Here is a 23,322-nt window from a genome sequence, read left to right as displayed (position 1 = left end):
TGGCTCCCGGCTCCACACTGAGGGGATGGACGACATCGAGGTGGTCGAACGGCGGTGGGCCGCGTTCCACCGCTGGGGGCCTGCCGGGTTGCTGGCCCTGGGCACCCTGGTCGCCTCGGCGGCGGCCGACGCGGTCGGCATGACGAGCGAGAAGTGGTACGCGGCCGCCGGCCTGGTCGTCGCGGCCGCCGCCCTGGAGGTGTGGTGGAGGCGGGCTTCCCGTGCCCGGCCCGGCCCGTCGGGCGCGAGCGCCGCCTACTACGGCGTGCGCTGGGCACTCGGCTTCGCCCTGACCTGGCTGAACCCCCTGTTCGCCTTCTACGCCGTCACCGGCTACTTCGGTGCCGACCGGCTGCTGCCGCCACGGCTGCGCAAGACCGGTCTGTTTGCCACCGCCGTGACCGTCGCGGGCTCCCAGGCGGGCGGGATGCCCCCGCGCGGGGAGATGGGGTGGGTCTTCTTCGGGGTGATCCTCGCGGCGAACATCATGCTGCTCACGCTGTTCGCCCACCTAGCCGGCCTCGAGGACGCCCGGGCCCGCACCCAGGCCGAGACCATCGCCGAACTGGGCCGCACCAACGCGGCGTTGCAGCAGGCCCTGGACGAGAACGCCGCTCTGCACGCCCAACTCCTCGTCCAGGCCCGCGAGGCCGGGGTCGCCGATGAGCGCCGGCGGCTGGCCGCCGAGATCCACGACACCCTCGCCCAGGGCCTGACCGGCATCATCGCCCAGCTCCAGGTCGTCGCCGGCACACCGGACGAGGCCGTGGCGCGCGAGCACGTCGACCGCGCCCTCGGCCTCGCCCGGCACAGCCTGGGCGAGGCCCGCCGCTCCGTGCACAACCTCGCCCCCATGGCCCTCGACGGCAACGGCCTGCCCGAGGCACTCAAGCGGACCGTCGCCGAGTGGGGCGAGCGCATTGGCGCACGGGCTGACTTCACCGTCACCGGCACCGCCGAGCAATTGCACGACGAAGTCGCGGCCACCCTGCTGCGCATCACCCAGGAGGCCCTGTCCAACGCCGCCCGGCACGCCGGCGCCTCCCGCGTCGGCGTCACCCTGTCCTTCATGGGTGACGAGGTCGTGCTCGACATCCGCGACGACGGCCACGGCTTCGACCCCCTCGCCGTGCCCGAACGCACCCGCGCCGGCGGCTTCGGCCTCGACGGCATGCGCGCCCGCGCCGAGCGCATCGCGGGCTCCCTCACGGTCGAGTCGGAACCGGGGCACGGCACGGCGGTCTCGGCTCGCGTACCGTTGGTACGCCATGACCGATGACGCCGTGATCTCCCTGCTGATCGTCGACGACCATCCCGTCGTGCGCGACGGCCTGCGCGGCATGTTCGAGTCCGCGCCCGGATTCACCGTCCTCGGCGAGGCCTCGGGCGGCGTGGAGGCCCTGGAGCGGGCCGCGGCACTCGACCCGGACGTGATTCTGATGGACCTGCGCATGCCGGGCGGCTCGGGCGTGGACGCCATCCGCGAGCTGACCCGCTGCGGCGCCCGCGCCAAGGTGCTCGTGCTGACCACGTACGACACCGACTCCGACACCCTGCCCGCGATCGAGGCGGGCGCGACCGGCTACTTGCTCAAGGACGCTCCGCGCGACGAGCTGTTCACCGCCGTCCGCGCCGCCGCCGAGGGCCGTACGGTCCTCTCCCCGGCCGTGGCCTCCCGGCTGGTCTCCGCGGTCCGCGCGCCCGCACGCGGCAACGAGCCGCTGTCGGCCCGCGAGCGCGAGGTGCTGGCCCTGGTCGCCAAGGGCACCTCCAACCGGGAGATAGCCCGCGAGCTGTTCATCAGCGAGGCCACCGTGAAGACCCACCTCACCCACCTGTACGCCAAACTCGGCGTCAAGGACCGCGCGGCGGCGGTCGCAGTCGCGTACGACCGGGGCATCCTCGGATAGAGCCTCTCTATTCCGCCACCTTGAGCAGCAGCACGCACCTCGCCGGCACCGTGATCGCGGCGCCCGCGGTGTGCGCCACGCCCGGCGCCCGAGCCTGCTCCTCGCGCGAGGTGTCCACGATCACCTCGTACCGCCGGGCCCACGGCGGCCCCGGCAGCACGAAGTCCACCGGGCGGTCCCCGGCGTGCAGCACCGCCAGGAAGCTGTCGTCGACGATCGGGTCACCGCGCTCGTCGCGGCCCGGGATGTCCCGGCCGGACAGGTACATCCCCAGGGTGGCCGCGGGGGCGTACCAGTCCCCTTCCGTCATCTCCGTGCCGCACGGCGTGAACCAGGCCAGGTCCCGCAGACCGTCCGCCGAGTGCGCGCGCCCCGAGAAGAACGCGCGGCGGCGCAGCACCGGATGCCGGTGGCGCAGCCCGATCAGACGGGCGGTCAGCTCCGCCAGCTCCCGCCAGCCGGGGTCCTCCAGCAGGCTCCAGTCCAGCCAGCCGGTCTCGTTGTCCTGGCAGTAGGCGTTGTTGTTGCCGCCCTGGGTGCGTCCCAGCTCGTCGCCCGCGACCAGCATCGGCACCCCCGTCGACAGCAGCAGGGTGGTCATGAGGTTGCGCAACTGCCCGCGCCGCAGTGCCCGCACCCGCTCGTCGTCCGTCTCCCCTTCCGCCCCGCAGTTCCAGGAGCGGTTGTCGTCGGTGCCGTCCCGGTTGCCCTCGCCGTTGGCCTCGTTGTGCTTGCGCTCGTAGGACACCAGGTCGCGCAGGGTGAAACCGTCGTGCGAGGTGACGAAGTTGACGGAGGCGTAGGGGCGGCGGCCGCCCCAGGCGTACAGGTCGCTGGAGCCGGACAGCCGGTAGCCCATCTCCCGCACGTCCGGCAGCGCGTGCCGCCAGAAGTCCCGCACCGTGTCGCGGTAGCGGTCGTTCCACTCCGTCCACAGCGGCGGGAAGGCGCCCACCTGGTAGCCGCCCGAGCCGACGTCCCACGGCTCGGCGATCAGCTTGACCCGGCGCAGCACCGGGTCCTGCGCGATGACCGCGAGGAACGGCGAGAGCATGTCGACGTCGTGCATGGCGCGGGCCAGCGCGGCGGCGAGGTCGAAGCGGAAGCCGTCCACGCCCATCTCCGTCACCCAGTACCGCAGCGAGTCGGTGATCAGACGCAGCACGTTCGGCTGGACCACGTGCAGGGTGTTGCCGCAGCCCGTGTAGTCGGTGTACCTGCGGGCGTCCGGCTGGAGGCGGTAGTAGCGCTGGTTGTCGACGCCCTTCAGGGACAGCGTCGGACCGAACTCGCCGGCCTCCGCCGTGTGGTTGTAGACCACGTCGAGGATCACCTCGATACCGGCCGCGTGCAGCGCGCGCACCATCCGCTTGAACTCGCCCACCTGAGCTCCCGCGGTGCCGGAGGCGGCGTAGCCGGCGTGCGGGGCGAAGTAGCCGATCGAGTTGTAGCCCCAGTAGTTGCGCAGGCCGCGGCGCAGCAGATGGTCCTCGTGCGCGAACTGGTGCACCGGCAGCAGCTCCACCGCCGTCACGCCCAGCTTCACCAGGTGCTCGATCGCCGCCGGGTGGGCGAGACCGGCGTACGTCCCGCGCAGCTCCTCGGGAATCCCCGGGTGCAGCTTGGTGAAGCCGCGCACATGCAGTTCGTAGATCACCGAGTCCGCCCACGGCGTACCGGGGCGGCCGTCGTCGGACCAGTCGTCGTCATCGTGGACCACGACGCCCTTGGGCACGTACGGCGCCGAGTCCCGCTCGTCGCGCACGGTGTCCGCGACCTGCTGGTCCGGCCAGTCGCGCACGTGCCCGTAGACCTCCGGCGGCAGCCGGAACTCACCGTCCACCGCGCGCACGTACGGGTCGAGCAGCAGCTTCGCCGGGTTCCAGCGGGCGCCCGTCCACGGGTCCCAGCGGCCGTGCACCCGGTAGCCGTAGCGCTGCCCCGGCATGACACCGGGCACGAAGCCGTGCCAGGTCTCGTGCGTCAGCTCGGTCAGCGCGACCCTCGTCTCCTCCGCGTCCGGGCCCGGCCCGTCGAACAGGCACAGTTCGACCGCCTCCGCCCCGCCCGCCCACAGCGCGAAGCCGGTGCCCGGCGCCCCGTCCGGGCCCGCCCGGAAACGTGCGCCCAGCGGCGTCGGCGCACCCGGCCACACGGGCACGACGGGTGGCGGCGCGGCCCGGTGCGCGCCGTTCACGGCGGCGGACGGCCGCCCCTTGTCGGTGGCGCGCCCGCCCGCCACCGCCTCCTGCTCGGCTGCGCTGGACACCAGGGCGGCCCCTCTTTTCGGCTGTGCGGCTCTGTGCGGCTCTTCCGGCTCGTGTGCGCCTCCGGCCCGCCCCCCTGCGGCCGACCCCCGGTCGCGGCTCCCCGTCGCGCGGTCCTCCCCACTGTTCTGCCCAGAGCTTGCCTCGCACTCACGTTTCCCGGGGCCGCACCGGCCGCCGTGCCGGCTTGGCCGGGGCTGGTTCGGCAAGGCCCGACTCGACTTCCGGCCCGTCAGTTCTGGCCCCGGGCCCCAAGTCGCCGTCGAACTGCCTCTGAAGGACGTCGAGGAGGAATGGAAGACGGGCCGCACGGTGAAGTAACCAAATGAGGTTCGGCGTTGAGCCGCGAGCGGTGTTGACGGGAGCTGTGGAACTTGGGACGGAACAGTGACAATCGCCTGACAACTCGCCTCTGACCTTGTGGTTACTATGCGCCAGAGCGCGTACGACGCGCTGGGGTACGGGCCGGGGGCCGGCCCGGGGAGGGGAGAAACAAGTGAATGTGCGGCCGATATCGGGGGCGTCGGTGGATGCGCGGGGACGACGGGGAAGCAAGGGGCTGCTGGCGCTGGCCTCCGGGGTGCTGCTTCTCGCCGTCACCGCGTGCGGGGGAGGCGGCGCCCAGGGTCCGGCGTCCAATGGGGGGAAGGGCAAGGGGTCCGAGACGGCCCGCAGTGAGCAGTCGGAGGCGGTCGTGACCATCGCGCCCGAGAACGGCGCGAAGTCCGTCGACACCAGCGGCGCCCTCAAGGTCGGTGCGAGCAAGGGCAAGCTGACCCAGGTCGTCGTCAAGGACGCCAAGGGCACCGCGATAGCCGGGCGGATATCCGCCGACGGCTCGGCGTGGACCCCGGACATCCACCTGGCCGCGTCGACCAAGTACACGGTGCACGCCGTCGCCAAGGACTCCGAGGGCCGTGAGGCGGCCGAGGACTCCAGCTTCACCACGCTGACGCCGCAGAACACCTTCGTCGGCCACTTCACCCCGGAGGACGGCTCCACCGTCGGCGTCGGAATGCCGTTCTCCCTCCGCTTCACCCGGGGCATCACGGACCCGAAGGCCGTCGAGAAGGCGATCGAGATCAAGACCGAGCCGGCCGTCGAGGTCGCCGGCCACTGGTTCGGCAACGACCGCCTCGACTTCCGGCCCGAGCAGTACTGGAAGGCCGGCACCAAGGTCACCGTCAAGCTCGCCCTCGACGGCGTCGAGGGCCGCTCCGGCGTCTACGGCAAGCAGACCAAGACCGTCTCCTTCACCATCGGCCGCAACCAGGTCTCCGTGGTCGACGCCAAGAAGCACACGATGAAGGTCATGCGGGAGGGCAAGGTCGTCAGGACCATCCCCATCACCGCCGGCAAGCCGGGCAACGCCACCTGGAACGGCCAGATGGTCATCAGCGAGAAGTTCAAGGTGACCCGGATGGACGGCGCGACGGTCGGCTTCACCGACTCCGACGGCAAGAGCGAGTACGACATCGATGACGTGCCGCACGCCATGCGCCTGACCGCCTCGGGCACCTTCATCCACGGCAACTACTGGGGCGGCGGCGCCTTCGGCAACTACAACGCCAGCCATGGCTGCGTCGGCCTGCGCGACGTGCGCGGCGGCTACGACAGCGGGGTGCCGGCCGCCTGGTTCTTCAACCGCTCGATGATCGGCGACGTGGTTGTCGTGAAGAACTCCCAGGACCGGACCGTCGCCCCGGACAACGGGTTCAACGGCTGGAACATGTCCTGGGAGGACTGGAAGGCCTGACCCTTCCCCTGACGCCTCCACTGACGGCTCCGCCCGGTGTGATCGACCGCACCGGGCGGGTTGCCGTTAGTGGACGTTAACCTGCAGTCATGACCGTATCTCTGGAAGTCGCCGAGGGCGTCGGCACGCTGCGCCTGGACCGCCCGCCCATGAACGCGCTCGACGTCGCGACGCAGGACCGGATCAAGGAGCTCGCCGAGGAGGCCACCCGCCGCGAGGACGTGCGCGCCGTGGTGATCTACGGCGGCGAGAAGGTGTTCGCGGCCGGCGCGGACATCAAGGAGATGCAGGTGATGGACCACGCGGCGATGGTCGTGCGGGCCCGCGCCCTGCAGGACTCCTTCACCGCCGTGGCCCGCATCCCCAAGCCGGTGGTCGCCGCGGTCACGGGCTACGCGCTGGGCGGCGGCTGCGAGCTCGCGCTCTGCGCGGACTACCGCATCGCTGCCGACAACGCCAAGCTCGGCCAGCCGGAGATCCTGCTCGGCCTCATCCCCGGCGCGGGCGGCACCCAGCGGCTGTCCCGGCTGATCGGCCCCTCCCGGGCCAAGGACCTCATCTTCACGGGCCGTCAGGTCAAGGCCGACGAGGCTCTCGTGCTCGGCCTGGTGGACCGCGTGGTTCCGGCCGCAGAGGTGTACGAGGCCGCGCACACCTGGGCCGCCCGGCTCGCGCAGGGACCCGCGATCGCGCTGCGCGCCGCCAAGGAGTCGGTCGACGCCGGCCTGGAGACGGACCTCGAGACCGGGCTCGCCATCGAGCGCAACTGGTTCGCGGGCCTGTTCGCCACGGAGGACCGCGAGCGCGGCATGCGCAGCTTCATCGAGGAGGGTCCCGGCAAGGCGAAGTTCCGGTGAATCCTCGCCCATGGCCTTGCAATTGACATGATGTCTGATTCGGTCCCCCCGGCGGGTGGTTTGTGGCAGCCTTGAGCCAGCCGTGAGTCTGCCTTGCCGAGGGAGCCGGTCGATTGCCTCCAACCGATCCGTCCGCCCAGGTCAACGGGGCTGCTGACGGGCCCGATGTGCCACCGGCATATGCCGTTCGAATCCCGCGCGGGGAGGGCCCCCAGAGGGCGTATTCCGCCGGAACGGCCCCCCGGGAGGTCGCGGACGGCCATGATGGGGGCATGGCGGGGCTGGAAGGCATCGAACAGCCGCGGGAACAGTCACGTGCGACCGCGACGCGCTGGTCGCCTGCGGTCGAGGACGAACGGGCTCTCAAGGCGCTGGAGTTGTACGGCAATCCGACGGAGTCCGAGGTTCCGCTCCCGTCCCGCCCCGAATCCGCCGCCACCGCCCGCAGGCTCGCCCAGGTCGTCGTCCTGCGGCAGTGGGGACTGTCCCCGAAACTGGCCGAGGACACCGTCCTGCTCGTCTCCGAACTCGTCGGGAACGCGGTGCGGCACACCGGCGCCCGCGTCTTCGGTCTGCGGATGCGCCGCCGCCGCGGGTGGCTCCGCGTCGAGGTCCGCGATCCCTCCCGAGGGCTGCCCTGCCTGATGCCCGTACAGGAGCTGGACATCAGCGGGCGCGGCCTGTTCCTCGTCGACAAGCTGTCCGACCGCTGGGGGGTCGACCTGCTGCCGCGGGGCAAGACGACGTGGTTCGAGATGCGTGTGGCCGACCGCTGACCGCGCCACCCGCCATGGCTGACCGACGCTCATCTCGTATCAATACGTGTGAATCGCCCGTTTTCTTACCCTTCCCCTCTTAAATGGTGCGGGTGACCACGACCGATCGCCGCGGCGTGCTGCGGGCCGGTGCCGGGCTCGTCGCCGGGGGCGCGCTCGCCGCCGGGTGTTCCTCCACCGGCGCCGCCCCGTCCGCCACCGCATCCTCGGCCTCCTCCGCCGAGTCCCCGCCCGCCGGCACTCCGCAGGCCGCGCCCGCGCCGCGGCCCTTTCCCCGGCAGCCCGCGCAGATCACCCACGGCCCGCGCGACCGGCCCCGCGTCGCCCTCACCTTCCACGGCCAGGGCGACCCCGAGATCGCCCGCAGCCTGCTCACCGAGGCCGAGAAACACGGCGCCCGCCTCACCGTGCTCGCCGTCGGCACCTGGCTCGACCAGTATCCGCAGCTGGCCCGCCGGATCCTCGACGGCGGCCACGACCTCGGCAACCACACCCAGCGCCATGTGGCCGTCAACGCCATGGCGGAGGCCGACGCACGCGCGGAGATCACCGGCTGCGCGGACCGGCTGAAGCGGCTCACCGGCTCGATCGGCACCTGGTTCCGCCCCTCGCGCGCGCCGACCGCCTCCCCGCTGGTCCAGCGGCTGGCCCGGGCGGCCGGGTACCCGCACGTGCTGTCCTACGACGTCGACTCGCTCGACTACACCCGGCCCGGCGCCCCGGCCGTCACCCGCAAGGTCCTGGCGGAGGTCCGCAACGGATCCGTGGTGAGCCTGCACTTCGGATACCCGGACACCGTCACCGCCCTCCCCGACGTACTCACAGAACTCGACCGCCGCGGCCTCCACGCGGTCACCACCACGGAGCTGCTGAGCTGATGCCACTCACTTCCATCGCCCGGGCCCTGACCGCCGGCGCCGCCTGCCTCGCGCTCACCGCGCTGTCCGCCTGCACCGGCGGCGGCTCGAAGAACCACGCCGACGAGTCCCTCGCCAGCAAGGAGCCCGCCCGGCCCGCCCAGCAGCAGGTCGCCGACGTGCTGCCCGGCATGCCGCCGGTCCTCGACCCGACCGACGTCTACGCCGCCGACCGCCCGGGCAAACTCTCCCCGGTCGTCAAGGACTTCCCGTCCCGCGTCTACGTCCCCAACACCAACTCCAACACCGTGACGGTCATCGACCCCGAGACGTACAAGGTCATCGAGACCATCCCGGTGGGCCACCAGCCCCAGCACGTCGTGCCGTCCTGGGACCTGAAGACGCTGTGGGTCAACAACGACCTCGGCAACTCCCTGACCCCCATCGACCCGAGAACCGGCAAGGCGGGCAAGCCGGTCGACGTGCACGACCCGTACAACCTCTACTTCACGCCCGACGGCAAGTACGCCGTCGTCATGGCCTCCAAGGACCACCAGCTCGTCTTCCGCGACGCGCACACCATGAAGACGGTCAAGGCCGTCCCGGTCGCCTGCGCCGGCGTCAACCACGCCGACTTCTCCCTGGACGGCCGCTACTTCATCGTCTCCTGCGAGTTCAGCGCCGAACTGCTCAAGGTCGACACCGCGAAGATGGAGGTCGTCGGACAGCAGAAGCTGGACTTCCGCGGCGCCATGCCGCAGGACGTGAAGGTCTCGCCCGACGGCAAGAAGTTCTACATCGCCGACATGGTGGCCAACGGGATGTGGATCCTGAACGGTGACACCTTCGGCAAGCCGGGCTTCCTGCCCACCGGCAAGGGCGCCCACGGCTTGTACGTCAGCCGCGACTCCCGCGAGATGTACATCTCCAACCGCGGCGAGGGCACCATCTCCGTCTTCGACTTCGCCCAGGACAAGTTGACCAAGAAGTGGCGCCTGCCGCACGGCGGCAGCCCCGACATGGGCGGCGTCTCCACCGACGGCAAGGTCCTGTGGCTGTCGGGCCGTTACAACTCCGAGGTGTACGCCATCGACACCCGAACCGGCGCCCAGCTCGCCCGCATCAAGGTCGGCAGCGGTCCGCACGGCCTCGCGGTGTACCCCCAACCGGGCCGCTACTCCCTGGGTCACACGGGCATCTTCCGCTGACCCGCGTCGGGTTGGCACCGGTCGGACACGTCCTGGACACGCCACGACCGGGTGACGATCCGCCGTCCGCCGCGGAACCGGGATCGGGCCGTGCGTGATCACCGCTCGTCCGCGGCGGCGGACCACCGCGTCCCTCTCCGCCGTCCTCGCCACCACGGCCCCGACCGCCCCCACGACCGCGGCCCCGGCACGACCGCGGCCCGGGCCGCCGCCCCTGCCTGCCCTCGGTTCGACGACAGGATCAAGGCCGGCTGCGAGAGCAACCCGCACCACCGGCCGTGGCACTGATCCCGCCGCCGCCCAGCGCTCGCCTTGAGTCTCCAGCCGCTGGAAGGTCCACACTCGCCGACATGACCGAAGACGGCACCGGCCTTCTCACCATCGGCGAGCTGGCCCGGGTCACCGGACTGACCGTACGCACCATCCGCTACTGGTCGGACGAGGGCGCCCTGCCCCCGGTGGCCCGCTCCACGGGCGGCTACCGCCTCTACGACGCGGCCTCCGTCGCCCGCCTGGAGCTGATCCGCACCCTGCGCGAGCTGGGCCTCGGCCTGGCCGACGTGCGCAGGGTGCTCGCGGGGGAGCGGACGGTCGCGGAGGTCGCGGCAGCCCACGTGGCCGCGCTGGACGCGCAGATCCGCTCCCTGAAGGTGACCCGGGCGGTGCTGTCGACCGTGGCCCGGCGCGGCTCGAGTGCGGAGGAGATGACCCTGATGAACAAACTGGCCCGGCTGTCTGCGACCGAACGCAGACGGATCATGGAGGAGTTCGTGGAGGAGATGTTCCACGGCCTCGACACCGCCGATCCGGAGATCCGGGAACGTATGCGGCGCACCGCGATGGACCTGCCCGAGGAGCCGACACCCGAGCAGGTCGACGCCTGGGTGGAACTGGCCGAACTGGTGCGGGACCCGGAGTTCCGGACCCAGATGCGCAGGGCGGCCGAGTTCAACGCCGCCGACCGCGGCCACGAGACGCCCGCCGGGGCGTCCATGTGGTTCGTCAAGCGGCTCGTCCAACTGGCAGGGCAGGCCCTGGAACGCGGCCTCGCCCCGGAGGCACCCGAAGCCGACGAGGTGCTGGACGACCTCCTCGGCAACGCCGACCACGCGGCCGTCCTCGCTCGCCTGGAGGCGTCCCACAACACCAGGCTCGCCCGCTACCGCGAACTGCTGGCGACCCTGAAGGGCACGTCCGCTCCGACGTACGAGAGGGAGTTCGCCTGGGTGATCGCCGCCCTGCGGGCCCGCGTGCACGGCTGACGGCGAGGGCCGTACGGGCCCGGCGACGGTGCGGGGCGGCGCCGGGCCCGATGGGGTGGTGCTGCTTGAGGTAGACGATGCCGTCCGTGGTGACGGCGGGGCAGCCCGAGGTGCCGACGACCACGACCTTGACGGTGTGCTTCGCGCTGGTGGACCAGGTCTTGGTCCAGATCGCCTCACGGTAGTTGGTCGTCACCGACTTCAGGTCGACCGTGGCGGTCTTGGTGCCGTCGACATCGATGTACGCCTGCCCGGAGGTGGCGGCCCGGGAGACCAGCCAGGCCACGGAGCGGCCGGTGAAGGTCCAGGTCAGCGAGGCGTTCTTGGTCGAACTGCTGTAGGACTTTCCGCCCAGGTAACTGGTCGCCAGACAGGCTTTCCGCCAGAGACCCTTTCGTGCGGGCGTGCGGCTGCGTGACTTGAGTTCGAGTCGATCGTTGATCGGAACGTATGCCAGTACGGTGCCTGATCGGGGGTTCGGGTGAGGATATGTAAAGCGGCTGGAGACGGCTGGTCCTGCAGCCGCTCTTCGGAGAGACATCCGCTGACGAAGGGGCTTTGCAGGGCCCACTACGCCCAGGTACGGAGAGGGCGCGAACTGGCACCTATCCGGAGCGATCGCGCATCAGCGGAGAGCCGGATTTGCGCATTCGACGCCTGTCTGAGGGCTGTCTCGGCCAGGGGGCTGTGTACGGCGCACTATCAACAGGTGTGCAAGGGGCAGCCCCTGTCTCCACTGAGGAAGAAGCGGAGCAACGGTGACTTCAGGTCAATGGTTGAGCGAGGAGTCGTCGAGTGCCTCGGATGTGCTCAGTACAAGCTCGTATCTGATTACTCGAAGGTCAGGGCATCAGGCGTTACCCGGCCGTACTGCAAAACGTGCAACGCAGAGCGTGTTCGCCTCGGGCACTACAACGTGACCAAGGAGTTTCTAGATCTGCTGCTGCGATTCCAGAAGGGGAGATGCGCGGTCTGCGGGGTGGTCGACAGCGGAGACAAGGCCATGCACATCGACCACGACCACGCGTGTTGCCCGGGCAGGCGAAGCTGCGGTGAGTGCGTGCGAGGCCTCGTCTGCAACAACTGCAATGTCCAGGCTCTGGGGTGGTATGAAGCTCTGCCACCCGAGCTTCGTACCTTCGAGCTCTTGAACGCGTACCTCACGCATCCGCCCGCGATGCGGCTCCGGGCGGAACTGTGCAGCGGCTGAGATGAATAGATCGGTCAGGCGCCCTGGGCCCACTCGCTGAGCGCCGCCTTGCTGGAGAAGTTCGCCACGTTCTTGTCGTTGGGGTTACTTGTGTACTGGTGGAAGAGCCACGTGGCCTTGATACGGGGCTTGCCCGCCGTGCCGTAGTCAGCGATCCACAAGCCGTCACCCGTATACGACGTCTTGTCGATCTCCAGCCAGTAGTTGCGGTTTGTATAGAGCACGACCCGGTTGTGCGGGCGCAGGGACTTGACCTTGCGGATGAACGCGTCCTTCTCCGCGTTGCTCGCGTGCGTGCCCCCGCCCGTCGTCTCCCAGTCGACGGCGAGGATGTCGCCGGCCTTCTCGGGTGCCTGGGAGACGAAGTACTCCGCCTGCGCGGTGATGTCGCCCGGCCACAGGAAGTGGTAGAAGCCGACCACGAGACCGGCGTCGCGGCCGTGCTTGGTCTGGGCGCTGAGCTTGGAGTTGACGTACGAACGGCCCTCCGTCGCCTTGATGAAGACGAAGGAGAGGCCGCTCGTGCCGTAGGTGGAGGACTGGTAGGCGCTCACGTCGATGCCGTGCAGCATGCACACTCCCTGAAGGTGCCGTGGGGGAGGAGTCGTCGGTTGGGTTCTGCCCCATCCTGGTACGGACGATCCCTTCAGGGCGTTCGAACATCAGCTCCGGGGGACCACCGAACCCAGTACGGCGGCCGACTTGGCCGACCAGTCCGAGGTGATCACGCTGGCGTGGTGCCCGGCCAGGAGGGAGAGGCGGGCGGCCACCTCGGCGTCCGTGGGGTCGGTCGAGGAGATCGCCGGGGCCACGCCTGCCGCGTCCGTCGTGATCAGGATGTAGTGGTTGCGCGCGTAGAAGGACGTGTCGTAGCCCTGGCCGGCATAGGTCGCCGCGTCGCCGTCGAAGAACACGAACCAGGGGCGGATCGAGGCGTCGTAACGGCTCGCGCGCGGGTCGCCGGCGGCGGCGCCGAGCACGGCGGGGAAGGCCTGGGCGGAGGCGATGTTCCCAGCCGCGTACAGGTCGCGCAGGTGGTCGCCGTACTCCTGGTCGGTCCAGTAGTGGTCGAAGGGGTTGGCCTGCTCCACCGTGCCGGGGATCAGCTCGAAGAGGACCTTGCCGGTCAGGGCGTCCCGGGACGGCCAGGCGTCGGCCTTCGCGGCCGCGTCCAGCGACGGGTGCTTCCCGCCCAGCAGGTCGGACGGCTTGTAGACGATGTCGCCGAGCTTCTGCCGCACCAGGGTGTCGAACGCGGCGGGCCCGAGCCCGATGGTGTTGTTGAAGCCGTTCTTCATCTCCATCTTGAAGACGATGGGCCGGTGGCCGGGGTGCAGCTGGTGCCAGGCGGCGATGTTGTCCAGGCAGCTCCCGAGGTCCTGGTTGCGGCTCTTGCCGTACAGCTCGCCGGGGGTCTTCGCGGCCTCGCAGTTGTTGTCGTTGCCCAGCGGATTGCTGTGGCTGACCCGCCAGCGCCGGGTCAACGGGTCGGTGTAGACGTCGATTTCGAGCAGTGAGGCGCCGGAGTCCAGCGCCTGCGCGAAGTAGGTGTACTTGGCCTTCTCGTACGCGTTGTGCGTACCGATCGCCGTCGTCCCGGAGAACGTCGGCTCCGCCGCACGTGCGTTGCCGGGAACCGCCGTCAGCAGCGCGACGGCACCCAGTAAGGCCGCCAGCCCTCTCGTCCCACGCATGGCCAACTCCCTTTGTTCGTAGTTGAGGTGAGCGGAAGCGTAGGGAAGGACGGTTACCGTGCGGTAGCCCCCGGGGGAACAGGCTCGTGCAGGTGTCGGATTCCCGGGCCGGCGGCGATTGCTATCGTGCGGTCGCGGAGTGACCCGCACGCAGAGGAAACGGGGGGACGGGCCATGGGGCTGATGGACCGCATACGTGGTGAGTTCATCGACATCATCGAGTGGACCGACGACAGCCGCGACACCATCGTCTGGCGCTTCCCGCGCCATGAGAACGAGATCAAGATGGGCGCCAAGCTCGTCGTCCGCGAGTCGCAGACGGCGGTCTTCGTCAACGAGGGGCAGATCGCCGACGTCTTCACGCCCGGCACCTACACCCTGGAGACGCAGAACCTGCCGGTGCTGTCCACCCTGAAGGGCTGGAAGTACGGCTTCCACTCGCCCTTCAAGGCCGAGGTCTACTTCGTCACCACCCGCCAGTTCACCGACCTCAAGTGGGGCACCCAGAACCCCGTCATCGTCCGCGACCCCGAGTTCGGCATGATCCGGCTGCGGGCCTTCGGCGCCTTCGCCGCCCGGGTCGTGGACGCAGCCGCGCTGCTGCGTGAACTGGCAGGCACCGACCCGCAGTTCCGCACCGAGGAGGTGCAGGAGTACCTGCGGCAGCTGATCGTCGGCCGGCTGGCCAACGCCCTGGCCACGGCCGGGGTGCCGATGCTGGACCTGGCCACGCGGCAGGACGGGCTCGGCGCCAGGCTGGCGGGCGCCCTCACCGAGGAACTGGCCCCGGTCGGCATCGCCGTGCCCAAGTTCATCATCGAGAACATCTCGCTCCCGCCCGAGGTCGAGGCCGCCGTCGACGCCCGCTCCCGGATGGGGATCGTGGGCAACCTCGACCAGTACACCCAGCTCCAGGCGGCCGACGCGATCGGTGACGCCGCGCGCAACCCCGGCGCCGCGGGCGAGGGCGTCGGACTGGGCGTCGGGATGGCCCTGGGCCGGCGCATGGCGGAGGGCCTCACCCCGCAGCAGCCCCCTGCCGCCGCCCCCGCACCCGCGCCCGCCGCCACTCCGGCCGCCCCGCCGCCGCTGCCCCAGCAGCAGTGGTTCATCGGCGTCGGCGGCGCCCAGCAGGGCCCCTACGACAGTGCCGCGCTGACCGGCCTGATCAGCGCCGGCACCCTCACCCGGACCACCCTGGTCTGGCAGAACGGCATGTCCGGCTGGCTCCCCGCCGAACAGGTCCCGGAGGTCGAACGCCTCTTCGGCAGCGTCCCCCCGCCGCTGCCGCCCCAGGCCTGAGCGGGCGGGGACGACGACCATGACCGAGGACCAGGCCACCGCCGCCTCCGCGCGCTCGTACCCGTGCGAGGCCTGCGGTGCCACCGTGGAGTACGCCCCGGGGACCGACGCGCTGCGCTGCCCCTACTGCGGGCACCAGCAGGCCATCGTGCCCGTCCCGCGGGCGGTGCGGGAGCATCCGATCCAGGAGCTGGCGGCCCTCCCCGCCAAGCCGCAGGCCGGGCCCGGCTCGGTGAACACCTTCGTCTGCCCGGGCTGCGGGGCCCGCACCGAGAGCGACACGCTCTCCGTGCGGTGCCAGTTCTGCGCCACCCCCCTGGTGGCCGACGCCAACGCCACCGAGCGGGTCGTCCCCGAGGCCGTCGTCCCCTTCGGGCTGGACCGCGACGCGGCCCGGGACGCGCTGCGCACGTGGACGTCCTCCCGCTGGTTCGCCCCCAAGGACCTGAAGAAGGTCACCGAGGCGGAGTCCTTCAAGGGCAGCTACCTGCCGCACTGGACGTACGACGCGGCCACCGTCTCCGACTACCGGGGCCGGCGTGGTGAGTACTACTACGAGACCGTGACGCGCACCGTCACCGAGAACGGCGAGACCCGCACCGTGACCGAGCAGGTGCGGCACACCCGCTGGTACCCGGCCTCCGGAACGGTGTCCCGGGACTTCGACGACGTCCTGGTGCCCGGCACCGGCCATGTCACCGCCAAGCAGCTGGACAAGCTCACGCCCTGGCCGCTGGAGGAGGCCAGGCCCTACCAGGAGGAGTACCTGGCGGGCTTCCAGACGGTGCGCTACGACATCGAGCCCGAGGACGGCCTGGAGACGGCCAGGCAGCGGATGGCCGAGGTCATCGAGGGTGACTGCCGCAGCGACATCGGGGGCGACGAGCAGCGGGTCCAATCGGTCGACACCCACTACTCCGACGTCACCTTCAAGCTGATGCTGCTCCCGGTGTGGTTCCTCACCTACGTCCACGCCGGGCGGACCTGGCAGGTCACGGTGAACGCCCGCACCGGCGAGGTGGTCGGCGAGCGCCCGTACAGCGCCGGCAAGATCGTCGCCGCCTCGCTCGCGGCGCTCGCGATCGTCGCGCTGATCGTCTGGCTGAGCGTCAGGAGGTAGCGGCCCGTGCGGCGGCACGGGCCGGACCCCGTCAGCACTCGATGATGTTCACCGCGAGCCCGCCCCGGGCCGTCTCCTTGTACTTCACCGACATGTCCGCGCCGGTCTCCTTCATGGTCTTGATGACCTTGTCGAGGGAGACCTTGTGGGAGCCGTCGCCGCGCATGGCCATCCGGGCGGCGGTGACGGCCTTGACCGCGGCCATGCCGTTGCGCTCGATGCAGGGGATCTGGACCAGGCCGCCCACGGGGTCGCAGGTGAGGCCGAGGTTGTGCTCCATGCCGATCTCGGCGGCGTTCTCGACCTGCTCGGGCGTGCCGCCCAGGACCTCGGCGAGGGCGCCCGCCGCCATCGAGCAGGCGGAGCCGACCTCGCCCTGGCAGCCGACCTCGGCGCCGGAGATGGAGGCGTTCTCCTTGAAGAGCATGCCGATCGCGCCGGCGGCGAGCAGGAAGCGGACCACGCCGTCCTCGTCCGCGCCGGGGATGAAGTTGATGTAGTAGTGCAGGACCGCCGGGATGATGCCGGCCGCGCCGTTGGTCGGGGCGGTGACCACCCGGCCGCCGGCCGCGTTCTCCTCGTTCACCGCCATCGCGTAGAGGGTGATCCACTCCATCGCGCGGGCCGTCGCGTCGCCCTCGGCGCGCAGCTGGCGGGCGGTGACGGCCGCACGGCGGCGCACCTTCAGGCCGCCCGGCAGGATGCCCTCGCGGGACAGGCCGCGCCGCACGCACGCCTGCATCACCCGCCAGATCTCCAGCAGGCCCTCGCGGATCTCCTCCTCGGTGCGCCAGGCCCGCTCGTTCTCCAGCATCAGGGAGGAGATCGACAGGCCCGTCTCCTTCGTCAGGCGCAGCAGTTCGTCGCCCGAACGGAAGGGGTACTTCAGCACCGTGTCGTCCAGCTTGATGCGGTCGGCGCCCACCGCCTCCTCGTCCACGACGAAGCCGCCGCCCACCGAGTAGTACGTCTTGGCCAGCAGCTCGGCGCCGGAGGCGTCGTACGCCCACAGGGTCATGCCGTTGGCGTGGTAGGGGAGCGCCTTGCGGCGGTGCAGGACCATGTCGTCGTCGTAGGAGAACGCGATCTCGTGCTCGCCGAGCAGGCTCAGGCGGCCGGAGGTCCTGATCGTCTCGACCCGCTCGTCGGCCGTCTCCACGTCCACCGTGCGCGGCGAGGCGCCCTCCAGGCCGAGCAGCACCGCCTTCGGCGTGCCGTGGCCGTGGCCCGTCGCGCCGAGGGAGCCGTACAGCTCGGCGCGGACCGAGGCGGCCCGCTCCAGCAGGTCCTCGTTGCGGAGCCGGCGGGCGAACATGCGGGCCGCCCGCATCGGGCCGACCGTGTGGGAGCTCGACGGGCCTATGCCGATCGAGAACAGGTCGAAGACCGAGATGGCCACGGTGACTCCTCAAGACGGGGTGGTGCTGGGGGTGCCAGGGGCGGGGCGCCGCGTACGGGCCGGGTTCTCCGGCCCGTACGCGGCACTCCTCGGAACGGGCCCTACTTGTTCAGACCCGGGTACAGCGGGTGCTTGTCGGCCAGGGCGCGCACCCGGGCCTTGAGGGCATCGGCGTCGTAGGACGGCTTCAGCGCCTCGGCGATCACGTCCGCGACCTCGGTGAAGTCCTCGGTCGTGAAACCGCGGGTGGCCAGGGCCGGCGTGCCGATCCTGAGGCCCGAGGTGACCATCGGCGGGCGCGGGTCGTTCGGGATCGCGTTGCGGTTGACGGTGATCCCGAGCTCGTGGAGGCGGTCCTCGGCCTGCTGCCCGTCCAGCTCGGAGTCGCGCAGGTCGACCAGGACCAGGTGCACGTCCGTACCGCCGGACAGGACGTCCACGCCGACCGCCCGGACGTCGTCCTGGACCAGGCGCTCGGCCAGGATGCGGGCGCCCTCCAGGGTACGACGCTGGCGCTCCCTGAACTCCTCGCTCGCGGCGACCTTGAAGGACACCGCCTTGGCGGCGATCACGTGCTCCAGCGGGCCGCCCTGCTGACCGGGGAACACCGCGGAGTTGATCTTCTTCGCCAGCTCGGCCGTGGACAGGATCACGCCACCGCGCGGGCCGCCCAGCGTCTTGTGGGTGGTGGTGGTGACCACGTGGGCGTGCGGCACCGGGTTCGGGTGCAGGCCCGCGGCCACCAGGCCGGCGAAGTGCGCCATGTCGACCATGAGGTACGCGCCGACCTCGTCCGCGATCCGGCGGAACGCGGCGAAGTCCAGCTGCCGCGGGTACGCGGACCAGCCGGCCACGATCAGCTTCGGCTTGGACTCCTTCGCCAGCCGCTCCACCTCGGCCATGTCGACCAGGCCGTCCTCGCCCACGTGGTAGGCGACGACGTTGTAGAGCTTGCCGGAGAAGTTGATCTTCATGCCGTGGGTCAGGTGCCCGCCGTGGGCGAGGTTCAGACCCATGATCGTGTCACCGGGCTTGAGTAGCGCGAACATCGCGGCCGCGTTCGCCTGCGCGCCGGAGTGCGGCTGCACGTTGGCGTGCTCGGCGCCGAACAGCTCCTTGATGCGGTCGATGGCGATCTGCTCGACCACGTCGACGTGCTCGCAGCCGCCGTAGTAGCGGCGGCCGGGGTAGCCCTCGGCGTACTTGTTGGTGAGGACCGAGCCCTGCGCCTCCATGACCGCCACCGGGGCGAAGTTCTCGGAGGCGATCATCTCCAGCGTGGACTGCTGGCGGTGCAGCTCGGCGTCGACCGCGGCGGCGACGTCCGGGTCGAGCTCGTGCAGGGGTGTGTTGAGAGCAGTCATGTGCGTGTACCCGATTCTCAGCCGGCCGTCTCGGCGGCGTACTCGTCGGCGGAGAGCAGGTCGGCGGGCTCCTCGGCCAGGCGCACCTTGAACAGCCAGCCGCCCTCGAAGGGCGCGGAGTTCACCAGCGACGGGTCGTTCACCACGTCCTCGTTGATCTCGGTGACCTCGCCGCTGACGGGGGAGTACAGGTCGGACACCGACTTGGTCGACTCCAGCTCACCGCAGGTCTCGCCCGCGGCCACCGTGTCGCCGACCTCCGGGAGCTGGGCGTAGACGACATCGCCGAGCGCGTTGGCCGCGAACTCCGTGATGCCGACCGTCGCCACGCCGTCCTCGACGGGCGACAGCCACTCGTGCTCCTTGCTGTAGCGCAGATGCTGAGGGTTGTTCATGGCCAGAATTCTCCTGTACGCGAGTCAGTGGTGATGAATGAGGGACTGCGAAAGGCGGGCGTGACCAGGGGTGACGTGTCTCACGTCGCCTCCGTGCCGGCTACGGCGGTGTCACGTCCGCCGCTTTGTCACTTCTGCCGCTTGTAGAAGGGCAGCGCCACGACCTCGTACGGCTCGTGGTTGCCCCGGATGTCCACACCGACACCGGCCGTGCCCGGAGCGGCGTGCGCGGCGTCGACGTACGCCATGGCGATCGGCTTGCCCAGGGTGGGGGAGGGGGCGCCGGAGGTGATCTCGCCGATCACCTCGCCGCCCGCGACGACCGCGTACCCGGCGCGCGGGACCCGGCGGCCCTCGGCGACCAGGCCGACGAGCACCCGGGGCGGCTCGGCGGCGGCGCGCTCGGCGGCGGCCACCAGCGCCTCGCGGCCCACGAAGTCGCCCTCCTTCTCGAACTTGACCACCCGGCCGAGGCCCGCGTCGAACGGGGTCAGCGAGGTCGACAGCTCGTGCCCGTACAGCGGCATGCCCGCCTCCAGGCGCAGCGTGTCCCGGCAGGACAGGCCGCACGGGACAAGACCGGCGTCCGCTCCGGCCTCGGTCAGCGCCTGCCACAGCTTCTCCGCGTCGCCCGGGGCCACGAACAGCTCGAAGCCGTCCTCGCCGGTGTAGCCGGTGCGCGCGATCAGCGCTGGGACGCCGGCGACCGTGCCGGGGAGCCCGGCGTAGTACTTCAGGCCCTCCAGGTCGGCGTCGGTGAGGGACTTCAGGATGCCGGCGGACTCGGGGCCCTGCACGGCGAGCAGCGCGTAGTCGTCCCGGTCGTCGCGCACCTCGGCGTCGAAGCCCGCCGCCCGCTCGGTCAGCGCGTCGAGCACGACCTGGGCGTTGGAGGCGTTGGCGACGACCAGGTACTCGGTCTCGCCCAGGCGGTAGACGATCAGGTCGTCCAGGATGCCGCCGTCGGCCTGGCAGATCATGGTGTAGCGGGCGCGGCCGAGGCCGACGGTGGCGATGTTGCCGACCAGGGCGTGGTTCAGCAGCGCGACGGCCTGCGGGCCGGTGACGCTGATCTCGCCCATGTGGGACAGGTCGAAGAGGCCGGCCTTCGTCCGTACGGCGATGTGCTCGTCGCGCTCGGAGCCGTAGCGCAGGGGCATGTCCCAGCCGGCGAAGTCGGTCATCGTCGCGCCGAGCGAACGGTGCAGCGCGTCGAGCGCGGTGCGGCGGGGTCGGTCGGGTTCGGTACTGCTCATCGGACGGTCTCCAAGGCATGGCAGGCGAGGACGGATCAAGTCCTCCCCATCTGTCATCGGAACCTGAGAGGTTCGCCATGACCGCCGTCGGACGGACGGTGCACGGCTTGCACCTTGGGTGGAGCCACTGCGCCAGCGGCCCGCTTTTCAGATGTGCCTCGCCCGCGCGGTAACGGTGCCTGAGAGATTCAAGGGAGGTACTTGCTCCTTCGGCGCCCCAGCGAGACGGCTGGGGACTCTCCCGCGCGGATTCAAGCGGCCGATATGCAGTTGCGCGCACATCATTGCACGCTCGGCCCGATTTGCGGCAGGGCGGCATCTGTGACCGTCCTGTGGCAGGACGTGCACGGAAACAGCGGGCGCCGCACATTACCTTCTCTTTACGATCCGTGGGGAGGAATGATGACGGCGCACAGGACCGCGTTGTACGCGACGGCCCAGGCCCCCGCCCTCTTGGTCCGCGACCTGCGGGACCTATCCGGCCGCGGCCCGCGCGTGCTGCACTTCGGCCCGCGCGACCTGGTCGTGGTGACCGGTCTGCCTGGCAGCGGCAAGTCCACGCTGATGCGGCGCGCGGTGCACGGCGTCCGCATCGACTCCCAGGACACCCGCGACCGCTGGGACGCCCGCCTGGCAGCGCACCTCCCCTACGCGCTGTACCGCCCCCTGGTCCGCCTCGCCCACTTCGCGGGGCTGCGCCGGGCGCTGCGCTCCGGGGCGGCGCTCGTGGTCCACGACTGCGGCACGCAGCCCTGGGTCCGCGCCTGGCTGGCCCGCACCGCCCGCCGCCGCGGCGGCACCCTGCACCTCGTCCTGCTGGACGTCACCCCCGGCACCGCCCTGACCGGCCAGCACGCACGGGGCCGCGGTGTCTCCCGCTACGCCTTCCACCGACACCGCCGCGCCACCGCCGCCCTGCTCCACGCGGTGGAGCGGAACACCCTGCCGGCGGGCTGCGGCTCGGCGGTCCTCCTGGACCGCGAGGCAGCGACCCGCCTGCGCCGCATCGATTTCGCCACCTGAGGACAGCATGCGGCCCGTCACGGCGGTCCACGCGGGGGAGCCCTGTTCAGCCCCGAGGGCCGCCCACCGGGCGCACTCCGCCCCACCCCGCGCGACCGCCCAGCTCACTACGCCGACACCCGGGCCCCCGGGCCCCCGGGCCCGGCTGCCACGGCGCAGCGCCCAGGACACGGACTGCCCACCGCACCGCGGCGTCTCGCGCCACGTGGACCGTTGACAGTAATGGGCGTGGCTCGGGCTGTACGGACCGCTGACCGGATCGGGGCGTGGTGCCGCGGTACGCCTTCCGGCGCCACCGCCCGGCCTGTCGGCGGAGCGTTCTGCCGAGGGGCTGCGGCTCTGCGACCCTGCTGGACCGTGAGGCGGGAGCGCTACTGCGGCGGACCGGGTTCGCGACCCGAGGACCGCGCGCAGCCCTTCGCGGCGGTTGGCGCGCGGAGCCCCGTTCGGCGCCGACACCCGACCCCGCCCGGGGCCCGCCGGCCGGCGGCGCAGTGCGCAGCGCACGGACTGTCCACCGGAACGAGGCTGGTCCGGCGCCGCGCGGACCGCTGAGTGAACCGGGACGCGTCCCGCCGCACGGCGCGCTCGCGGGGCGGGGGCGGTCGTGCTGGGCGGGTCGTCCTCCCGGCGGTTGCCCGGCGTGCGAGCCGTCTCACCGAGATGAGGGCGCCGCGCCGTTCGCGCCTCGTGGGGCGATGTGGCCGCCCACTCGGCCGGGGGCTCGTGTGGGGAGCCGTAGGCCCTGGTCGTGGGATTTTCCGTGAGGTTTGGGCGTGTACCCGATAGCCTTTCGGCCACAGCAGTGTTCACAGCAGGCGGTAGCAGATGGACTTCCCGGCGGACTTCTCCGCGGACCTTCCGGCACAGGCGCAATCCCATTCCCACGGCGGATGGCCCGGCAACGAGCTGGAGGAGGTGCTGTCCGCCTCCCTCGGTGTCCCGACCGCCGGTGGCCGGATCGTCGAGGTCCTCGGCCGGAGCCTCATCTGGGTGCCCCTGCCCAACGGCGGCGGTCCGCACAGCGGCCCGCTCGACCTGCCCACGCTGGAGATCGACGGCCAGGCGTATGTGCCGGTCTTCAGCTCCGAGGAGCAGCTCCGCCGGGCCGTGGGTCCGCACATGGCGTACACCGTCGCGCCCGCCGTCGACTTCGCGCGCGGACTGCCCCCGCAGGCCGGCATCGCGCTCAACCCGGACGGCGTGGTCGGCGTCCCGCTGCCGCCGGCCGCGGTGGCCGAATTGTGCCGGGCGGGGCGCACCCCGCTGGACGGCCTGTCGAACGGCGGCCGCGTCCGCCTCTTCGAACCGGACTGGCAGGACGACCCGGTGGACTTCCTCGCCGCCGCCGGCGCCGAGTTCGCCGAGACCGGCGTGGTCAGCACCGCCCGCCGCTGCCTGGCCGCCGTCGAGACGGACGACCCGGTCATGTTCATAGGCGTCGAACTGTCCCAGTGGGAGGGCGACCCGCAGGCCGCCCCCCTGGACGCCCTGGGCCGCGCCCTGACGAAGAACCCGGCCGGGTGGCCGGTCAACCTGGTCCTCCTGGACGTGGCCCAGGATCCCGTGGCGGACTGGATGAGGGAGAACGTCCGCCCGTTCTACCAGCACGCCCACTGAGCCCGACCCGGGACGCCGGGGAAGCGCACACGATCCGCAGCCGGCG

The 23,322-nt window shown here is 71.2% G+C and carries 20 protein-coding genes, 1 pseudogene and 2 riboswitches; of the genes and pseudogenes, 13 read left to right on the top strand and 8 right to left on the bottom strand.

Going from position 1 to position 23,322, the window contains the following annotated elements:
- Positions 1–25: 25 nt before the first annotated feature.
- Complete coding sequence (locus ACWEK3_RS11190; protein ID WP_453249540.1) at positions 26–1,279, top strand: sensor histidine kinase; 1,254 nt, start codon at positions 26–28, stop codon at positions 1,277–1,279.
- Positions 1,269–1,910, top strand: coding sequence for a response regulator (locus ACWEK3_RS11185; RefSeq protein ID WP_450545435.1), 642 nt, complete (start codon positions 1,269–1,271; stop codon positions 1,908–1,910). Before ACWEK3_RS11190 ends, ACWEK3_RS11185 begins: the two co-directional genes overlap by 11 nt.
- A gap of 7 nt (positions 1,911–1,917) precedes the next feature.
- Here the strand turns inward: ACWEK3_RS11185 and glgX are convergent, their stop codons facing one another.
- Positions 1,918–4,179: a glycogen debranching protein GlgX gene (glgX, locus tag ACWEK3_RS11180; RefSeq protein WP_453249539.1), complete on the bottom strand. Its 2,262-nt coding sequence runs from the start codon at positions 4,177–4,179 to the stop codon at positions 1,918–1,920.
- 494 nt (positions 4,180–4,673) lie between these two features.
- Between glgX and ACWEK3_RS11175 the strand changes: the two genes are divergently transcribed.
- The 6 genes from ACWEK3_RS11175 to ACWEK3_RS11150 all read left to right on the top strand — a co-directional run bounded on the left by ACWEK3_RS11175 (position 4,674) and on the right by ACWEK3_RS11150 (position 10,893).
- Complete coding sequence (locus ACWEK3_RS11175) at positions 4,674–5,933, top strand: L,D-transpeptidase (RefSeq protein WP_450545439.1); 1,260 nt, start codon at positions 4,674–4,676, stop codon at positions 5,931–5,933.
- An 89-nt stretch (positions 5,934–6,022) separates the two neighbouring features.
- Positions 6,023–6,790: an enoyl-CoA hydratase/isomerase family protein gene (locus ACWEK3_RS11170; protein ID WP_453249538.1), complete on the top strand. Its 768-nt coding sequence runs from the start codon at positions 6,023–6,025 to the stop codon at positions 6,788–6,790.
- Positions 6,791–7,062: 272 nt separating this feature from the next.
- Positions 7,063–7,566: an ATP-binding protein gene (locus ACWEK3_RS11165; RefSeq protein WP_390723528.1), complete on the top strand. Its 504-nt coding sequence runs from the start codon at positions 7,063–7,065 to the stop codon at positions 7,564–7,566.
- A gap of 83 nt (positions 7,567–7,649) precedes the next feature.
- Positions 7,650–8,444, top strand: a complete 795-nt coding sequence (locus ACWEK3_RS11160; RefSeq protein WP_450545443.1) for a polysaccharide deacetylase family protein — start codon at positions 7,650–7,652, stop codon at positions 8,442–8,444.
- A complete protein-coding gene (locus tag ACWEK3_RS11155; RefSeq protein ID WP_450545445.1) occupies positions 8,444–9,631 on the top strand; it encodes a YVTN family beta-propeller repeat protein in 1,188 nt (395 codons plus the stop codon). The genes ACWEK3_RS11160 and ACWEK3_RS11155 overlap by 1 nt, the downstream gene beginning before the upstream one ends.
- A gap of 350 nt (positions 9,632–9,981) precedes the next feature.
- Positions 9,982–10,893, top strand: coding sequence for a helix-turn-helix domain-containing protein (locus tag ACWEK3_RS11150; protein WP_453249537.1), 912 nt, complete (start codon positions 9,982–9,984; stop codon positions 10,891–10,893).
- 64 nt (positions 10,894–10,957) lie between these two features.
- Here the strand turns inward: ACWEK3_RS11150 and ACWEK3_RS11145 are convergent.
- A pseudogene (locus tag ACWEK3_RS11145) lies at positions 10,958–11,260 on the bottom strand (N-acetylmuramoyl-L-alanine amidase); the annotation flags it as partial.
- Between the two features lie 405 nt (positions 11,261–11,665).
- Here ACWEK3_RS11145 and ACWEK3_RS11140 point away from each other — a divergent pair.
- A complete protein-coding gene (locus ACWEK3_RS11140; RefSeq protein WP_453249548.1) occupies positions 11,666–12,103 on the top strand; it encodes an endonuclease domain-containing protein in 438 nt (145 codons plus the stop codon).
- Between the two features lie 14 nt (positions 12,104–12,117).
- Here the strand turns inward: ACWEK3_RS11140 and ACWEK3_RS11135 are convergent, their stop codons facing one another.
- Together ACWEK3_RS11135 and ACWEK3_RS11130 are read right to left on the bottom strand one after the other, a co-directional pair.
- Positions 12,118–12,675: a GH25 family lysozyme gene (locus tag ACWEK3_RS11135; protein ID WP_453249536.1), complete on the bottom strand. Its 558-nt coding sequence runs from the start codon at positions 12,673–12,675 to the stop codon at positions 12,118–12,120.
- Between the two features lie 90 nt (positions 12,676–12,765).
- Positions 12,766–13,797: a phosphatidylinositol-specific phospholipase C domain-containing protein gene (locus ACWEK3_RS11130; RefSeq protein ID WP_453249535.1), complete on the bottom strand. Its 1,032-nt coding sequence runs from the start codon at positions 13,795–13,797 to the stop codon at positions 12,766–12,768.
- Between the two features lie 183 nt (positions 13,798–13,980).
- Here ACWEK3_RS11130 and ACWEK3_RS11125 point away from each other — a divergent pair, with 183 nt between their 5' ends.
- Positions 13,981–15,099: an SPFH domain-containing protein gene (locus tag ACWEK3_RS11125; RefSeq protein WP_453249534.1), complete on the top strand. Its 1,119-nt coding sequence runs from the start codon at positions 13,981–13,983 to the stop codon at positions 15,097–15,099.
- Between the two features lie 19 nt (positions 15,100–15,118).
- Positions 15,119–16,219, top strand: coding sequence for a hypothetical protein (locus ACWEK3_RS11120; protein WP_450545453.1), 1,101 nt, complete (start codon positions 15,119–15,121; stop codon positions 16,217–16,219).
- 31 nt (positions 16,220–16,250) lie between these two features.
- Here the strand turns inward: ACWEK3_RS11120 and ACWEK3_RS11115 are convergent, their stop codons facing one another.
- The 4 genes from ACWEK3_RS11115 to gcvT form a co-directional block, all read right to left on the bottom strand.
- The gene (locus tag ACWEK3_RS11115; protein WP_376549197.1) at positions 16,251–17,618 is read right to left on the bottom strand and encodes an L-serine ammonia-lyase; all 1,368 of its coding nucleotides are present in this window, start codon (positions 17,616–17,618) and stop codon (positions 16,251–16,253) included.
- Between the two features lie 101 nt (positions 17,619–17,719).
- A complete protein-coding gene (gene glyA, locus ACWEK3_RS11110; protein ID WP_453249533.1) occupies positions 17,720–18,982 on the bottom strand; it encodes a serine hydroxymethyltransferase in 1,263 nt (420 codons plus the stop codon).
- A gap of 17 nt (positions 18,983–18,999) precedes the next feature.
- Positions 19,000–19,377 (bottom strand): glycine cleavage system protein GcvH, encoded by a 378-nt coding sequence (gene gcvH, locus ACWEK3_RS11105; RefSeq protein ID WP_365418372.1) that lies wholly within the window; start codon positions 19,375–19,377, stop codon positions 19,000–19,002.
- Positions 19,378–19,505: 128 nt separating this feature from the next.
- A complete protein-coding gene (gene gcvT, locus ACWEK3_RS11100) occupies positions 19,506–20,633 on the bottom strand; it encodes a glycine cleavage system aminomethyltransferase GcvT (RefSeq protein ID WP_450543497.1) in 1,128 nt (375 codons plus the stop codon).
- A 40-nt stretch (positions 20,634–20,673) separates the two neighbouring features.
- Positions 20,674–20,790: riboswitch (glycine riboswitch) on the bottom strand.
- Positions 20,791–20,887: riboswitch (glycine riboswitch) on the bottom strand.
- A gap of 148 nt (positions 20,888–21,035) precedes the next feature.
- On the opposite strand from gcvT, the gene ACWEK3_RS11095 reads away from it, so the two are divergent.
- Together ACWEK3_RS11095 and ACWEK3_RS11090 are read left to right on the top strand one after the other, a co-directional pair.
- Complete coding sequence (locus ACWEK3_RS11095; protein ID WP_450543499.1) at positions 21,036–21,656, top strand: AAA family ATPase; 621 nt, start codon at positions 21,036–21,038, stop codon at positions 21,654–21,656.
- Positions 21,657–22,484: 828 nt separating this feature from the next.
- The gene (locus ACWEK3_RS11090) at positions 22,485–23,276 is read left to right on the top strand and encodes an enhanced serine sensitivity protein SseB (RefSeq protein ID WP_453249532.1); all 792 of its coding nucleotides are present in this window, start codon (positions 22,485–22,487) and stop codon (positions 23,274–23,276) included.
- Positions 23,277–23,322: the final 46 nt, after the last annotated feature.

Source organism: Streptomyces sp. NPDC004721, from assembly GCF_053601495.1.
Note: the sequence above shows the minus strand (reverse complement) of the source record. Positions and strands in the feature narration are given on the sequence as shown.

Bases quoted from the DNA above. Each gene is read 5' to 3' on its own strand.
- ACWEK3_RS11190 (WP_453249540.1), top strand. From the start codon at position 26: ATGGACGACATCGAGGTGGTCGAACGGCGGTGGGCCGCGTTCCACCGC.
- ACWEK3_RS11185 (WP_450545435.1), top strand. From the start codon at position 1,269: ATGACCGATGACGCCGTGATCTCCCTGCTGATCGTCGACGACCATCCC.
- ACWEK3_RS11170 (WP_453249538.1), top strand. From the start codon at position 6,023: ATGACCGTATCTCTGGAAGTCGCCGAGGGCGTCGGCACGCTGCGCCTG.
- ACWEK3_RS11165 (WP_390723528.1), top strand. From the start codon at position 7,063: ATGGCGGGGCTGGAAGGCATCGAACAGCCGCGGGAACAGTCACGTGCG.
- ACWEK3_RS11160 (WP_450545443.1), top strand. From the start codon at position 7,650: ATGGTGCGGGTGACCACGACCGATCGCCGCGGCGTGCTGCGGGCCGGT.
- ACWEK3_RS11155 (WP_450545445.1), top strand. From the start codon at position 8,444: ATGCCACTCACTTCCATCGCCCGGGCCCTGACCGCCGGCGCCGCCTGC.
- ACWEK3_RS11150 (WP_453249537.1), top strand. From the start codon at position 9,982: ATGACCGAAGACGGCACCGGCCTTCTCACCATCGGCGAGCTGGCCCGG.
- ACWEK3_RS11140 (WP_453249548.1), top strand. From the start codon at position 11,666: ATGGTTGAGCGAGGAGTCGTCGAGTGCCTCGGATGTGCTCAGTACAAG.
- ACWEK3_RS11135 (WP_453249536.1), bottom strand. From the start codon at position 12,675: ATGCTGCACGGCATCGACGTGAGCGCCTACCAGTCCTCCACCTACGGC.
- ACWEK3_RS11130 (WP_453249535.1), bottom strand. From the start codon at position 13,797: ATGCGTGGGACGAGAGGGCTGGCGGCCTTACTGGGTGCCGTCGCGCTG.
- ACWEK3_RS11125 (WP_453249534.1), top strand. From the start codon at position 13,981: ATGGACCGCATACGTGGTGAGTTCATCGACATCATCGAGTGGACCGAC.
- ACWEK3_RS11120 (WP_450545453.1), top strand. From the start codon at position 15,119: ATGACCGAGGACCAGGCCACCGCCGCCTCCGCGCGCTCGTACCCGTGC.
- glyA (WP_453249533.1), bottom strand. From the start codon at position 18,982: ATGACTGCTCTCAACACACCCCTGCACGAGCTCGACCCGGACGTCGCC.
- gcvH (WP_365418372.1), bottom strand. From the start codon at position 19,377: ATGAACAACCCTCAGCATCTGCGCTACAGCAAGGAGCACGAGTGGCTG.
- gcvT (WP_450543497.1), bottom strand. From the start codon at position 20,633: ATGAGCAGTACCGAACCCGACCGACCCCGCCGCACCGCGCTCGACGCG.
- ACWEK3_RS11095 (WP_450543499.1), top strand. From the start codon at position 21,036: ATGACGGCGCACAGGACCGCGTTGTACGCGACGGCCCAGGCCCCCGCC.
- ACWEK3_RS11090 (WP_453249532.1), top strand. From the start codon at position 22,485: ATGGACTTCCCGGCGGACTTCTCCGCGGACCTTCCGGCACAGGCGCAA.